At 72.6% G+C, this 13598-nt stretch carries 14 protein-coding genes; 6 read left to right on the forward strand and 8 right to left on the reverse strand.

Annotation, left to right across the window (positions count from 1 at the left end; translation table 11 throughout):
* The first annotated feature begins 22 nt into the window (after window positions 1-22).
* From ACIBG4_RS13960 to ACIBG4_RS13975, 4 genes are read left to right on the forward strand one after another with little or no spacing between them, the layout of a single operon-like run.
* A complete protein-coding gene (locus ACIBG4_RS13960; RefSeq protein WP_397202110.1) occupies window positions 23-1183 on the forward strand; it encodes a sensor histidine kinase in 1161 nt (386 codons plus the stop codon).
* Window positions 1174-1827 carry a response regulator transcription factor gene (locus tag ACIBG4_RS13965; RefSeq protein WP_310708585.1) on the forward strand — a complete coding sequence of 218 codons (654 nt, stop codon included), beginning with the start codon at window positions 1174-1176 and terminating at the stop codon, window positions 1825-1827. The genes ACIBG4_RS13960 and ACIBG4_RS13965 overlap by 10 nt, the downstream gene beginning before the upstream one ends.
* Window positions 1824-2597: a DUF4097 family beta strand repeat-containing protein gene (locus ACIBG4_RS13970; RefSeq protein ID WP_397202111.1), complete on the forward strand. Its 774-nt coding sequence runs from the start codon at window positions 1824-1826 to the stop codon at window positions 2595-2597. Before ACIBG4_RS13965 ends, ACIBG4_RS13970 begins: the two co-directional genes overlap by 4 nt.
* 55 nt (window positions 2598-2652) lie before the next feature.
* Window positions 2653-4299, forward strand: a complete 1647-nt coding sequence (locus tag ACIBG4_RS13975) for an acetolactate synthase (protein ID WP_397202112.1) — start codon at window positions 2653-2655, stop codon at window positions 4297-4299.
* A gap of 4 nt (window positions 4300-4303) precedes the next feature.
* On the opposite strand, the gene ACIBG4_RS13980 is transcribed toward ACIBG4_RS13975, so the two are convergent.
* The gene (locus ACIBG4_RS13980; RefSeq protein ID WP_397202113.1) at window positions 4304-6154 is read right to left on the reverse strand and encodes a protein kinase; all 1851 of its coding nucleotides are present in this window, start codon (window positions 6152-6154) and stop codon (window positions 4304-4306) included.
* A 383-nt stretch (window positions 6155-6537) separates the two neighbouring features.
* On the opposite strand from ACIBG4_RS13980, the gene ACIBG4_RS13985 reads away from it, so the two are divergent.
* Window positions 6538-6921, forward strand: coding sequence for a thioesterase family protein (locus ACIBG4_RS13985; protein WP_397202114.1), 384 nt, complete (start codon window positions 6538-6540; stop codon window positions 6919-6921).
* On the opposite strand, the gene ACIBG4_RS13990 is transcribed toward ACIBG4_RS13985, so the two are convergent.
* From ACIBG4_RS13990 to ACIBG4_RS14015, 6 genes are all read right to left on the reverse strand, one after another.
* Window positions 6922-7134 carry a biotin/lipoyl-binding carrier protein gene (locus tag ACIBG4_RS13990; RefSeq protein ID WP_310708580.1) on the reverse strand — a complete coding sequence of 71 codons (213 nt, stop codon included), beginning with the start codon at window positions 7132-7134 and terminating at the stop codon, window positions 6922-6924. It abuts the gene before it with no gap.
* Window positions 7135-7206: 72 nt separating this feature from the next.
* Entirely contained in the window at window positions 7207-8472 is a 1266-nt protein-coding gene (locus ACIBG4_RS13995) for an HD domain-containing phosphohydrolase (RefSeq protein ID WP_355443863.1), read from the reverse strand.
* On the reverse strand, window positions 8469-9839 hold the full coding sequence (locus ACIBG4_RS14000; RefSeq protein ID WP_310708578.1) for an HD-GYP domain-containing protein: 1371 nt from the start codon (window positions 9837-9839) through the stop codon (window positions 8469-8471). The genes ACIBG4_RS13995 and ACIBG4_RS14000 overlap by 4 nt, the downstream gene beginning before the upstream one ends.
* Window positions 9840-10068: 229 nt before the next feature.
* Window positions 10069-11007, reverse strand: coding sequence for an NAD-dependent epimerase/dehydratase family protein (locus ACIBG4_RS14005; protein WP_310708577.1), 939 nt, complete (start codon window positions 11005-11007; stop codon window positions 10069-10071).
* 10 nt (window positions 11008-11017) lie between these two features.
* Window positions 11018-11284, reverse strand: coding sequence for a mycothiol system anti-sigma-R factor (rsrA, locus tag ACIBG4_RS14010; protein ID WP_310708576.1), 267 nt, complete (start codon window positions 11282-11284; stop codon window positions 11018-11020).
* Window positions 11281-11886, reverse strand: a complete 606-nt coding sequence (locus tag ACIBG4_RS14015) for a sigma-70 family RNA polymerase sigma factor (protein ID WP_310708575.1) — start codon at window positions 11884-11886, stop codon at window positions 11281-11283. The genes rsrA and ACIBG4_RS14015 overlap by 4 nt, the downstream gene beginning before the upstream one ends.
* 356 nt (window positions 11887-12242) lie before the next feature.
* On the opposite strand from ACIBG4_RS14015, the gene ACIBG4_RS14020 reads away from it, so the two are divergent.
* On the forward strand, window positions 12243-13031 hold the full coding sequence (locus tag ACIBG4_RS14020; RefSeq protein ID WP_397202115.1) for a class I SAM-dependent methyltransferase: 789 nt from the start codon (window positions 12243-12245) through the stop codon (window positions 13029-13031).
* A gap of 96 nt (window positions 13032-13127) precedes the next feature.
* Here ACIBG4_RS14020 and ACIBG4_RS14025 read toward each other — a convergent pair whose 3' ends face one another.
* Window positions 13128-13460: a TraR/DksA C4-type zinc finger protein gene (locus ACIBG4_RS14025; RefSeq protein ID WP_310708573.1), complete on the reverse strand. Its 333-nt coding sequence runs from the start codon at window positions 13458-13460 to the stop codon at window positions 13128-13130.
* Window positions 13461-13598: the final 138 nt, after the last annotated feature.

The raw sequence follows: 13598 nt of genomic DNA on the forward strand, positions 1-13598 counted from the left end.
CCGGAGTCAATACCGTGGGGGCATGAAAGTCCCCCGGCCGTGGTCGGCGCGGGCCTGGCTCGACACGGCCCACGTGATGGTCGGCCTGCCGGTCTCCGCGGTCCTCGCCCTGCTCACGCTCGTGCTGGCCGCCGTGCCTTCCGGGCTGCGCCGCGGCCTGCCGGCGTTCACCCGGGTGCAGCGCTCCAGGTTCGCGGCGTTCCAGGGGGCGCACATCCCGCCCACCGACGCGCCGGTCCGCTGGCGCAGCCGCGCGACGTGGCGGCAGCTCGGCTACCACCTGCTCTCTCCCCTGGTCAGCGGCGCCGGGGCCGTGCTCGTCGCGGTGGGGTGGGGCGGGGCCGTGGTGGGACTGACGGCGTACGCGCAGCCGCGGTTGCAGCCGCCCCAGCAGGTGTTCAGGTTCGACCTGCGCGACCCGGTCGTCGCCGGGGGCTACACGGCCGTGGGCGTGCTGCTCCTGCTGGCGGTGCCGATGCTGGCGCGCGGCATGGCGGCGCTGGACCTGGCCGTGGCCCGCATGCTGCTGGGCCCCAGCCGCTCGGAGCTCGACCGGCGCATCGAGACGCTCACCGAGACCCGGGCCGGGGTGATCGACGCCGCCGACGCCGAGCGGCGCCGCATCGAGCGGGACCTGCACGACGGCGCCCAGCAGCGGCTGGTGTCCCTCGCCATGAACCTCGGCCTGGCCCGCGCCACCCTCACCGATCTGCCCGAGCCGGCCCGCGAGGCCATCGCGCAGGCGCACGAGGAGGCCAAGCAGGCGCTCAAGGAGTTGCGCGACTTCGTCCGCGGCCTGCACCCGGCCGTGCTCAACGACCAGGGCCTCGACGCGGCCCTGTCCGGCGTGGCCGCCCGCGCCCCCTTCCCCGTACGGCTGCGCGTCCGCATCGACCGGCGCCCGTCGCCCACGATCGAGGCCGTGGCGTTCTTCGTGGTGTCCGAGGCGCTGACGAACATCGCCAAGCACGCCGCCGCGGCGCGGGCGGAGATCACCGTGGCGTGCGACGGCGAGGACCTGCGTGTGCGCGTCCACGACGACGGGCAGGGCGGCGCCTCCCTGGACGGCGGAAGCGGCCTGCGCGGCCTCGCGCAGCGCGTGGGAGCGGTGGACGGTGTGTTCAGGCTGACCAGCCCGCCCGGCGGGCCGACGACGATCGAGGTGGAGCTGCCGTGCGAGTAGTGCTCGCGGAGGACTCGGTGCTGCTGCGCGAGGGGCTGGTCCGGCTGCTCGACGCGGCCGGCATGCGGGTGGTGGCCGCGGTCGCCGAGGCTGAGGCGCTGCTGCGCGCCGCCGAGGAGCACCAGCCGGACCTGGTGGTCACCGACGTGCGGATGCCGCCCACGCACACCGACGAGGGCCTGCGGGCCGCCCTGGTGCTGCGCCGCCAGCGGCCGGGCCTGGCCGTGCTGGTGCTGTCGCAGTACGTCGAGGAGCGCTACGCGGCCCAGCTCCTCGGGTCCGCGACCGGCGGCGTCGGCTACCTGCTCAAGGACCGGGTGGCGGACGTGGCCGAGTTCATCGACGCGCTGCGCCGGGTCGCGGCGGGCGGCACCGCGCTCGACCCCGAGGTGGTCTCCCAGCTCCTGCTGCGCGGCCACAGCGACCCCCTGGACCGGCTCACGCCCCGCGAGCGGGAGGTGCTCAAGCTGATGGCCGAGGGCCGCTCCAACGCCGGCATCGGCCAGGAGCTGGTCCTCAGCGAGGGGGCCGTGGGCAAGCACATCGGCAACATCCTCACCAAGCTCGACCTGCCCCCCGCCGAGGGCGACCACCGGCGCGTGCTGGCGGTCCTGCGCTTCCTCAACGTCAGGAGCCTGCCATGAGAGCCCTCTGGCTGGCCGCCGGCACGATCGCCACCGCCGCCGCCCTGTTCGCCGCCACGGCACTGCTCTGGAACGGGTTCGCGAACGCCGAGCCGCCCAGCGAGCTGTCCCGCGGCTCCTTCCCCTACCAGGGCTCCCAGGTGCGGCTGTTCGTCGGGGAGGGCGTCTCCACCGTGCTCGTCCAGAGCGGGGAGGCCGGAGAGGTCGTCGTGGAGCGGCTGGTGCGCTGGACGCTGGAGAAGCCCGAGGTGACCGAGGAGTGGGGCGCCGGCACCCTGCGGCTCGGCACGGACTGCACCATGACCGCCCGGCGCGGAGGGACGTCCTGCTCGGTGGACTACATCATCCAGGTGCCGCCCGAGGCGTCCCTCGAGGCCGACACGGCGAGCGCGGCCCTGGAGCTGGCGCGCATCCACGGCGGGGTCCGGGTGACGTCCGTCTCCGGCGACGTGCGGGTGGACAGCACACCCGGCGACCTGTACGTCCGGAGCGGCTCGGGCGACGTCAACGCCATGTCGATCGGCGGCGAGCGCGCCGACGTGGAGATCGGCACCGGCCGCGTCCGCCTGGTGTTCCAGAAACCGCCGGCCGACGTGCGGGCGGTCGTGCGGACCACCGGATCCGTGGCGGTGGAGGTGCCGCAGGAGGCCGCCTACGACGTCAGCGTCGAAGCCCCGCGGGTGGACGTGAACGTCCGCCGCGACAGTTCCGCGGCGCGCCGGATCAGCGCCTCGGTGGCCGAGGGCACCATCGACGTCTGCTGCGATTGACCACCGTCCTCGTTGCTTCCTGTTTACTCGTGTGACTGGTTGGTAAGTTCCCGGCATGGAGTCTGCGAAGCACGCCGGTGACGCCGCCGTCGCCGTGTCCAAGGCCTATGGCGTCGAAACCATGTTCACCCTGTCCGGAGGGCACGTCTTCCCGCTGTACGACGGGGCCGTCCACGAGGGCATGCGCATCCTCGACGTACGTCACGAGCAGAGCGCGGTGTTCGCCGCCGAGGCCACGGCCCGCCTGACCCGCAAACCGGGCCTGGCCGTGCTCACCGCGGGCCCCGGCATCACCAACGGCGTCAGCGGCGTGGCCACGGCCCACTTCAACGGCTCCCCCGTGGTCGTCCTGGGGGGCAGGGCGCCGCGCTCGCGCTGGGGCAGCGGCGCCCTGCAGGAGATGGACCACCCGCCGCTGCTCGCCCCGATCACCAAGCTGGCCTTCACCGCCAGCGACGCCGAGTCCCTCGGCCAGGACGTCGAGGTGGCCTTCCGCACCGCCGTCGCCCCGCACCGCGGCCCGGTCTTCCTCGACGCGTACATGGACGACCTGTTCGCCCCCTCGACCGTCCCCGAGACCGAGACGCAGACCCCGTCGCCGCTGGAGCCCGACCCCGACTCCCTGGCCGCCATCGCCCGGCTGATCGCCGAGGCCGAGCGTCCCGTCCTGGTCTACGGGTCGGACGTGTGGATGGAACGCGCCGAGGAGGCCGCCCGCGACTTCGCCGAGAGCTGGCGGCTGCCGGTCATCCCCAACGGCCAGGGCCGCGGCGTCCTGCCCGCCGGCCACGAGCTGCTCGCCACCCGCGCCCGCGGCCTCGCCCTGGGCCAGGCCGACCTCGTCGTGGTCGTCGGCACGCCGCTCGACTTCCGCCTCGGCTACGGCTGGTTCGGCGGCAAGGACGGCGCGCCCCTGGCCAAGGTCGTCCACATCGCCGACGCGCCGTCGCAGCTCGCCACCCACATGCAGCCGGCCGCCTCGGCCGCCGGAGACCTGTCCGTGGTCTTCTGGGGCCTCACGGCCGCCTGCGGCGAGGCCGGGGTCAAGCCGGACCGCCACGCCGCCTGGGTGTCCCGCCTGTCGGAGGCGTCCGCCGCAGCCATCGCCGGCGACGCCGACCTGCTCGCGGCCGACTCCGACCCCATCCACCCGATGCGGATCTACGGCGAGCTGAACAAGGTGCTGGCCGACGACGCCGTGGTCATCGGCGACGGCGGCGACTTCGTCTCCTACGCCGGCAAGTACGTCGAGTCGCGCCGCCCCGGCAACTGGCTCGACCCCGGCCCCTACGGCTGCCTCGGCACCGGCCTCGGCTACGCCATCGCGGCCCGCCTGGCCCGCCCCTCCTCCCAGGTGGTGCTGCTGCTGGGCGACGGCGCGGCCGGCTTCTCCCTCATGGACGTCGACACGCTCGTGCGCCACCGCCTGCCCGTCGTCATGATCTGCGGCAACAACGGCATCTGGGGCCTGGAGAAGCACCCCATGCAGATGCTGTACGGCTACGACGTGGCCGCCGAGCTGCAGCCGAACTGCCGCTACGACCAGGTCGTCACGGCCCTCGGCGGAGGCGGGGAGCTGGTGACCAGCCCCTCGGAGATCGGCCCGGCGCTGCGCCGCGCGTTCGACTCCGGCGTGCCGTACATGGTGAACATCGCCACCGACCCGCAGATCGCCTACCCGCGCAGCACCACGGGGGTGTGAGGCCCTACTGCTTGAACGGCGACCCCGTGGCGGTCGGCGTGGCGCTGCCGGAGGGGCAGGTGCCCTCGATGAGCACCAGCGAGACGGGCTTCTTGGGGGCGAGCAGCGTGCCGCCGTCCGGGGTCGACTGGCCGACCCTGAGGCACTCCAGCGGCATCGCGCCCCGGGTCTGGTCGTCGTACTTGACCGTGAACCCGGCGTTCATGAGGATCGTCCTCGCCTGCGGATAGGGCATGTCCAGCACGGCCGGCACCGGCTTCTTGGCGACCGGGGTGGGCGTGGCCGAGGGCGACTTCGTGACCGAGGGCGTCGGCGAGGGCGACGGGGACCGGGTGGGCTCCCGGGTGGGCTTCTCGGTCTCCTCCTCGGTCTCGGTGGGCCTGTTCGCGACGGGCTGCTCGGTCGTGGTCCTGGGCTTGGGGCTCCTGGACCTGGTGGTCTTGGTCTGCTTGGGCGTCTCGGAGGTGTCGGAGCCGGCGCTGGACGTGGTCACCGTGGGGACCGGGGGCTTGTCGGCGTTGATCTCCGTCAGGGCGACCGCGCCGGCGCCCACGCCGAGCACCACCGCGGCTGCTATGCCCGCGATCAGGCCGCCCCTGCGCGTACCCTTGCCGCCGCGCCTGCCTCCCTGCCGTGGTCCCGCCATGGTCGTGGCGTCCTCGGAGGCCGGGAACGCGCCCGTCCGCTGACCGTCGCCCGGCCGGCCGCCGGCCGCCTGGTGTGAGCCCGTCTGCGGGTATCCCTCGGCCTGGTGCGCGCCGGTCTGATAGCCGGCCTGAGGGCCGGTCTGGTAGCCGGCCTGAGGACCCGTCTGGTGGCCTGTCTGGTGCGCTCCGGTCTGGTACCCGCTCTGCTGGTGGGCTCCGGTCTGGTAGCCCCCCTGCTGCGCCGTCTGGTAGCCGCTCTGGTGCGCGCCGGTCTGGTACGCGTCCTGGGGGTGGGCCCCGGTGGGGTGACCGCCGTTCGCGGGGGCGCCCGGCTGGCCCGGCGCGGCCATCGTGGCCCCGGTGGCGTGCGGCATCGGGGCGGGCAGGGGCGTCTGCCCGGCCGCGATCTGGCGGGCCGTCTCGCTCATGGCCTTGGCCGACGGGAAACGCCGGGCCGGGTCCTTGGACAGGGCACGTTCCACCAGCGCCCGCACCGCCGGCGGGATGTCGGCGGGCAGCTGGGGCGGCGCCTCGCGGATGTGCTTGAGCGCGATGGTGACCGGGCTGTCACCGTCGAACGGGCGCTGCCCGGCCAGGCACTCGTAGGCGACCACGCCGAGCGCGTAGATGTCGACGGCGGGCGTCACAGGGGCGCCCTCGGCCTGCTCCGGAGCGCAGTAGGCGGCCGTGCCGAGCACCATGCCGGCGTCGGTGAGGCGGTTGGCGAGGTCGGAGCGGGCGATGCCGAAGTCGGTGAGCACCAGCGTCCCGTCGCGCTGCACGAGCAGGTTGCCGGGCTTGACGTCGCGGTGCACGATGCCCTGCTGGTGCACGGCCTGCAGGGCCGCCGCGGCCTGCGCGATGAGCTCCATCGCCGCCTGGGGCGGTATCCGGCCCAGCCGGGCCAGCAGCCGGTCGAGGGGCTCGCCGTCCACGAACTTCATCACGAGGTAGACGGTGTCGCCGCTGACGCCGTAGTCGTAGACGTCGACCACGCCCGAGTGGTTGATCGTGGCCATCGCCCGCGCCTCCGCCTGGAAGCGGGCGACGAAGCCTGGATCGTCCATGCGGCCTGGGAGCAGCACCTTGACGGCGACGGTGCGAGCCAGCACGACGTCCTCGCCCCGCCACACCTCGCCCATGCCGCCGGCGCCGATGCGGGTATCCAGGCGATACCGCCCCGCCAGCGTCGTCCCTTGGGCCACCATGACTTCCCCCGTACCCCTCTGTCTCTGCGACCTCTCCCACCCCGGGGCTCTCCAACAAAGCGGACTTGTGTCGCGGTGAGATAACACAGAGGTCACGGAATTCCGAGAGTGTACGACTCAGAAATCCCACACGCCACTTAAATGACACAAGCCGTACAAACCCTATCCTGCGGCCTGGCGGCCGTACTTGTCCGGGGATTCATGAGATCAGCATGCCGTGTTCGGAGCACCTGGCCGTCCATCCGGTCGGCCTCACCTGCACCACCAGCCGGCGGCGGCAGGCCCCGCAGTAACGCGGGGGCTCCAGCTCTCGCGCGGCGGCGCATCGCACGTGAGCACCCTCACGCGCGGGCCCGCCACAGTGATCACAGTACGCTGACGTCATGACGCTCGCTCCCGGTCTCCGCTCCCAACTGCTCATCATGGTCGAGCGTGAGGACACGGCGCAGAAGGTCGGCAGCGGCGACGTCCCGGTGCTCGCCACGCCCCGGCTGCTCGCCTTCGCCGAGATGACCACCGTCCAGGCCGTACGCCCCCACCTGGAGCCCGGCCAGACCTCGGTCGGCACCCGGGTCGAGCTGAACCACCTGGCGGCGAGCCCGCTGGGCACCCATGTCCAGTTCACCGCCGAGCTCACCGAGGTCGACGGCAGGCGGCTGGTCTTCACCTTCGAGGCGCGCGACAGGACCAAGGTGGTCGGCCACGGCACGATCGAGCGCGTGGTGGTGGACCGGGCCCGGTTCGTCGAGCACGCGACTGCTCGATGACTACTCGATGACGGCGATCAGGTCGCCCTCCTGGATCACGTCGCCCTCGTTCACCTTGAGCTGTGTCACCACGCCATCGTCCTCGGTGATGACGGGAATCTCCATCTTCATCGACTCGAGGATGACCAGGGTGTCGCCGTCGGACACCGTGTCGCCCTCGCTGACGACGACCTTCCACACGTTCGACACCATCTCGGCGCGTACCTCGGCCACCGGGGCTCCCCTCGTTCAGCGGATCCCAGGATGCCATGCGCGCCCGCCCCGCACCTCCCGGCCGCCCCGGCGTCAGAGACGGTGGACGGCGGCCAGGCGGTCGACGACGCGGGACAGCGCCTCGATGGCCGCCGGGTCGTAGGCCGAGCCGGCCGCCAGGCGGATGCGTTCGAGCGCCGCCCCCGCCCGGTCACGGTCGGTGGAGCCGCCCACCAGGTCGTCGTAGGCGTTGGCCACCTTGATGATGCGGCTGGACAGCGGCGGGTCGTCGGCGATGGAGTCGCACTGGCGGCGCACCACGTCGGCCACCCGGTCCAGCACGCCCGTCTGCTTGATGACCTCGGCGCCCAGCTCCGCGATGCGGCGCGCCTGCTCGGGGTCGGCGAGCACGGTCGCGCCGCCCGGGATGGGGTCGCGCAGGGAGAGCTGGCCGATGTCGTGCATGAGCGCGGCGTACTCCAGCTCCAGCAGCTCCGGCTCGGCCATCCCCAGCTCCCGGCCGATGGCCACGGCCAGGCGGCTCACCCGGCGCGAGTGGCCCGGCTCGACGTACCCGCCGACCTCGGTGACGCGCGACAGCGCCCGTACGGTCTGCAGGTAGGTGGCGCGGATGCCCGCGTACTTGCGGAAGGCCACCTGCGTGACCAGCAGCGGCGCGGCGAACACCAGCAGGGCGACGAGGTCCATGCTGTGCGTGGCCAGGGCGAGCAGCACGCCGGAGGCGGCCACGGCGGCGCCCAGCGGGAACGCCATGTTCAGCTCGTCGCGTACCGCGACCCGGAAGGCGGTGCGCACCTGCTCGGCCCGCAACAGCGCGGCGATCAGCACGTCCACGAGCAGGGTGACGGCGATGAGCACGACCATCACGCCCAGCGCCGGCCACCACGTCGGAGCGGGCCCCTGGGTGAGCCGGAACAGCGGGTCGGCCAGCGGCCGGAACGCGAAGGCGAGCAGCGCGCCGGTGAGCAGCCGCCGGGCCATCGCGTCGAGCCGCGGCGGGCGGCCGACCGCGAGGTGCGGCAGCGCGCCGGCGATCATCCCGACGGCGATCACCGCCACGACCTGGAGCGCCGAGTGGCGGAGCTGGTCCTGGCTCAGGTCGAGCAGCAGCGTGTAGCCGAGGGCGGCGGCGGCCCCGATGGGCGCGACCTCCCTGTTGCCCGGCATGGTGAGCCTGGCCAGCTCGCCCACCGCGATGAGCGCGCCGAACCCGACCGCGATCTCGGGGTGGTCCAGCCGGGTGGCGGCCGTGTGCGCGACCCCGGCCACGGCGACCAGCCCGGCCCCGCAGATCAGCAGGAGCTGGCCGGAGTCGAGGCCCTGGAAGGCCCGGCTCAAGGCCCGCTCACCACTTCGATGGGCATCGTGGGGTCGTCGTGGTCCTTGACCGGCGCCTCGTCGGCCTCGGGCGGCGGCGGCTCGACCCGCCGGGGCGGCTCCCACGGCCGGTCCTCGAGCGCCTTGACGAACGCGGTGACCATGACGGGGTCGAACTGGGTGCCGGAGTTCTTGCGCAGCTCCTGCACGGCCACCTCGACCGGCCGCGCGCCCCGGTAGGAGCGGTCGGAGGTCATCGAGTCGAACGCGTCGGCCACCGCGATGATCCGGGCGAACTCCGGGATCTCGTCGCCGGCCAGCCCCATCGGGTAGCCCCTGCCGTCGTGGCGCTCGTGATGGTGCATGATCCCGGCGTACGCCTCGTCGAGGAAGTCGATGCCGCGCACGATCTCCAGCCCGCGCATCGGGTGGAGCTGGATCGCGGCGAACTCCTCCTCGGTCAGCGGCCCCTCCTTCTGCAGCACCTTGGTGGGCACGCCGAGCTTGCCCACGTCGTGCAGCATGCCCGCGTAGCGGATGGCCCGCAGCCGCTCCTGCCCCATGCCGATCTCCTGGGCGATCATGCTGGACGCGGCCGACACGCGGGTGCAGTGCCCCCGGGTGTAGTAGTCCTTGGTCTCCACGGCCTGGCACAGGGCCGCGATGGTGGCGTCGTACGAGCGCTGCTGCGCGTGGTACTGGCCGAACGCCCAGCGCGCGACGAACAGCGGCAGCAGCACCAGCACCGCCGAGATCGACTGCACGGTGGCCCACAGCCCGGCCACGAGCAGCCCGAACGTGCCGTAGCCGAGGTACGACAGCAGGAACTGGGCCAGGCCCCGCATCGGGACCTCCATGGCCCGCACTCCGGTCGCCAGGCGGATCATCGTGAGCGTGAGCAGGATGTTCAGCGGCACGAAGACCGCCGTGGCCGCCATGTAGGGGCCGATCAGGTCGTCGAAGGCGTGCACCTCCGGCACCCCGATCCGGCCCCCCAGCCGCTCGTACACCCAGCCGGCCGCCTGACCGCAGATGGCGAACTGCGCGCCGTTGAAGAGCCGCTTGACCAGCGGCAGCCCGGGCCGCACGCTGAACACCGCGGTGAACCCCACGAGCGCCGTGCCGTCGGGCCCGATCAGCACCACGGCCGCCAGCGCCGCCGAGAAGCTGACCGACACCGCGAACTGCTCCACGTTGAGCAGCGTCGGCATCGACTCGCACACGAGGAACAGCAGCGCGAGCACCAGCAGCGTGCCCAGCCCCTCGGCGCCCAGGTGCCCGGGGGTCATCGACTGCCCGATGGTGGTCAGGCTGTGGGCGATGACCCCTGCCGCGACGACGACGACGGCGACGAGGTAGACCCTCGCCGGCCACGACAGATCACGCATAGCGGCCCCTCACGGCCGGATCAGGTCCACGAGACCCCGGGCGGGAAAAGGCCCCCGCCCGCGATCAGCAGCGCCACCGGTGCGATCAACGAGATGCCCGTGATCAGGCGGGCGATCCATGGCTTCGACATCCGCGTCCTCCCCCTTGAGGTCCTGGGGCTCACGGTACAGAAGACGGGGTCACCGCACCCGCCGAGTCACGAATCGCAAGCAAAGCGTAATCAACCGGCTACCCCCGGCGACTCCTGGCCCACTCGACCGTGTTCTTCAGACCGGTGGCGAGGTCGGTGCGCGGCTCCCAGCCGAGGCCGTCGTAGGCGGGCACGGGATCGACCGCCATGGCGGGCAGGTCGCCCTGGCGGGGCGGCGCGAACCCCGGCTTGTCGGGGCGGCCCGCGGCGTCGGCGATCAGGGCGTGGAGCCTGCGGTCGGTCGTCTGGATGCCGGTGCCGAGGTTGAACCGGCGGCCGTCGCCGGCCTGGCCGCACGCCCGGACGAACCCGTCGACCACGTCGTCGACGTACACGTAGTCGCGGGTCTGCGTGCCGTCGCCGTGGACGACCGTGGGGACGCCGCTGAGCAGCCCGTCGGTGAAGATGGCCACCACCCCGGCCTCGCCCTCGGGCGACTGGCGGGGGCCGTACACGTTGGACAGCACGAGGGTCGTGTACTCGATGCCGTGCAGGGCGCGGAAGGTGGCGAGGTAGGTCTCGCCGCTGAGCTTGGAGGCCGCGTACGGCGAGCGCGGGTCGGCCGGCGCGTCGCCGGGCACCGGGATCGTGCCGGGACGGCCGTAGACGGCGACGGAGGAGGCGAAGACCACCTTGCGCGCGCCGCCCGCGTGGGCGGCGGCGAGCACCGACGCGGTGCCGACGACGTTGACCATGGCGTCGTGGACGGGGTCGGCCACGCTGCGGCGCACGCTGATCTGCGCGGCCAGGTGGCAGACCACCTCGGGCCTGGCCTCGGCGGTCAGCTCGGCCAGCGCGGGATCGCGCACGTCGAGCACGTGGAGGCGGAACCGGTCGCCGCCCAGGGCGCCCGCGAGGTTGTCGCGGTCACCGGACGACAGGTCGTCCACGGCGACGACCTCGTGGCCGTCGGCCAGCAACCGGTCGACGAGATTGGATCCGATGAAGCCGGCACCCCCGGTGACGAGCACGCGCATGGGGGGAATCCTAGTCGGACAGGTCGGATCTCACCTGTGCGATGCGCGCCAGCACCTTGGACCGGAGGTCGCCGGGCAGCGGATCGCACCCGCAGTGCTTGGCGACGAGCTGCTTGACCACCTTGTCGAGGTCGTACTCCTGCAGGCACGGCCCGCACTCGTCGAGGTGCACCCGGATGTCGACGCAGTCGCCCTCGGCGAGCTCGCCGTCGAGGTAGGCGTAGACCTTGTCGAGCACCTCACGGCAGTCGGTCTCGTGCGGGTTTCCACAGCTCATTTGGAGCCCTCCGCGGGGACGAGGCCGCGCTCGCGGGCGTAGTCCTCCAGGTGCGCCCGCAGTTGCCTGCGGCCGCGGTGGAGCCGCGACATGACGGTGCCGATCGGAGTGCCCATGATGTCGGCGATCTCCTTGTACGGAAAGCCCTCGACGTCGGCGAGGTAGACGGCGATCCTGAACTCCTCGGGAAGCGCCGCGAGCGCCTCCTTGATGTCGCCGTCGGGCAGGTGCTCCAGCGCCTCCACCTCGGCGGACTTCAGACCGCTCGACGAGTGCGACTCCGCGCGGGCCAGCTGCCAGTCCTCGATCTCCTCGGTGCCCGACTGCTTCGGCTCACGCTGCTTCTTGCGGTAGCTGTTGATGAAGGTGTTCGTCAGGATCCGGTACAGCCAGGCCTTGAGGTTCGTGCCCTCCTGGAACTGGTGGAAGGACGCGAACGCCTTGGCGAAGGTCTCCTGGAGCAGGTCCTCGGCGTCGGACGGGTTGCGGGTCATCCGGAGCGCCGCGGAGTAGAGCTGCTCCAGATAAGGCATCGCTTCGCGCTCGAACCGCTCGCTCCGCTGTTCGAGTGTCTCCGCGCCTGTCGCGGGCACCAGGCCCACCCCCCTAAGATCACCGGTGGCCGGTTGTGACGGGACACCGTACTCAGGGGAGAATACCCGCTCGTCAAGCGGCGCCCGGTCACCGGGGACCAGGTCCACCTTCTGATAGGTGGCGGGGCCCGGGGAGGCGGAGCCCGGCGGGAGAGAGCTGGGCGAAAGAGAGCTCGGCGAAAGAGAGCGAGGTACGAGCCTACGAGCGCCGAGACGGTCGCGTCCATCGACAACAGCGAGCATGCTCGTCGCAACACGCCCGTGCCCGCGTCTGTTCCCGCAAGATGGAAGGTGACGAACGACCCGGTGCGGGGAAAACCATACGTACCGGCTGGTAGCCATTTTCCGGAACCCAGGAGTCGCGTGTGCTGCCCATTCCGGCCGAGGAACTGAACGGCTCAGGGACGCTCGGACCGTACTGGACCTTCTACCGTGCCGTCGTGGCCGAGCAGCTGAGCCGGTGGCTACCCGCCGAGCCTTCCGTGGTGCTCGACCTGTCCGGCGGGCGTGGACGCTGGTCCGGCCAGCTGGCGAGGGCGGGGCACCGCGTGGTCGAGGTGCTCGACTTCCGGCGCGTGGCCGACGTCCAGTCCAGGCTGCGGCCCGTGGAGGGCCCGCAGCGGCTGCGCGAGGCCGACTCCCCCGGCCATGACAGCGGCGAGGTGCGCCAGGTCCGCGCCGACGACCTGTCGTTCCTGCCCGACGCGAGCGTCGACGCGGTGGTCGCCGAGGAGCGGGCCATGTCGATCGAGCTGATGGCCGAGTCGGCGATGAGCGACGTGACGCGCGTGCTGAAGCCGGGCGGGCGCGCGCTGGTCTGCGTCGACTCGCTGGTGCTGGGCATGGCGATCCTGGCCGAGCAGGGACAGTGGCAGCATCTGCGCCAGACCGGCGAGGTCATGCTGGTGCCCTGGCCCGACGGAAGCATCACGCGCTGCTTCAGCGGCTCCCAGCTGCGCGAGCTGCTGATGGACGCGGGCCTGGAGGTCGAGTGGGTGCGCCCGCGCACGGTGCTGTCGCCCTCGACGGTGGACCACGTGCTCGGCTCCGGCACCAGGGCGATGAACTGGCTGGTGCGCACGGAGCTGGAGGCGCATTTCGACGACGACGACACGGTCGGCATCCACCTGGTGGCCAGCGCCCGCAAGCCCTGACACCCGGCGCCGGCGCGTGCCAGCCCGTGCCAGCCTGTGCGGCCCGAGCCCGTGCCGGCCCGTGTTGGACCCGCAGCGGCCCGGGTGCGCGGCTCGTCAGCGGCGGCGTTCCCGCCTGCCCTGGCACTGGACGCAGCGGGCCGCCTCGGGGCGGGCCTCCAGGCGGCCCTCCGGCACCGGCTCGGCGCAGTCGACGCACCTGCCGTAGGTGCCGTCGTCGAGCCGCTTGAGCGCGTCCAGCACGGCCCGCCGCTGCGTCGCCGCGACGGTCAGCATGGCCTGGGCGCGGTCGGCGTCGCTGAGGTCGGATCCGGCGTCGGCCGGCGAGCGGTCGTTGACGGCGACCCGGTCTCCCCGTAACACCCCGATCGAGCGGTCGAGGTCGGCGAGCATCTTCTGCAGCCTCTGGCGAGCGGACGTGTCCTCCACGGATCCGCACCTCCGGGTGAATGACGGCAACCCGCGGCGGGACTCCCCGGCTGTCCCGCGCGGCGCATGGGGGGCAATGTGGTGGCGGTGACTCCTCGTAAGCGAATGCACCGCTTTCCTCACCGAATGCCCACTTGG

This window comes from Nonomuraea sp. NPDC050383 (genome assembly GCF_044459125.1).
Classification (GTDB): domain Bacteria; phylum Actinomycetota; class Actinomycetes; order Streptosporangiales; family Streptosporangiaceae; genus Nonomuraea.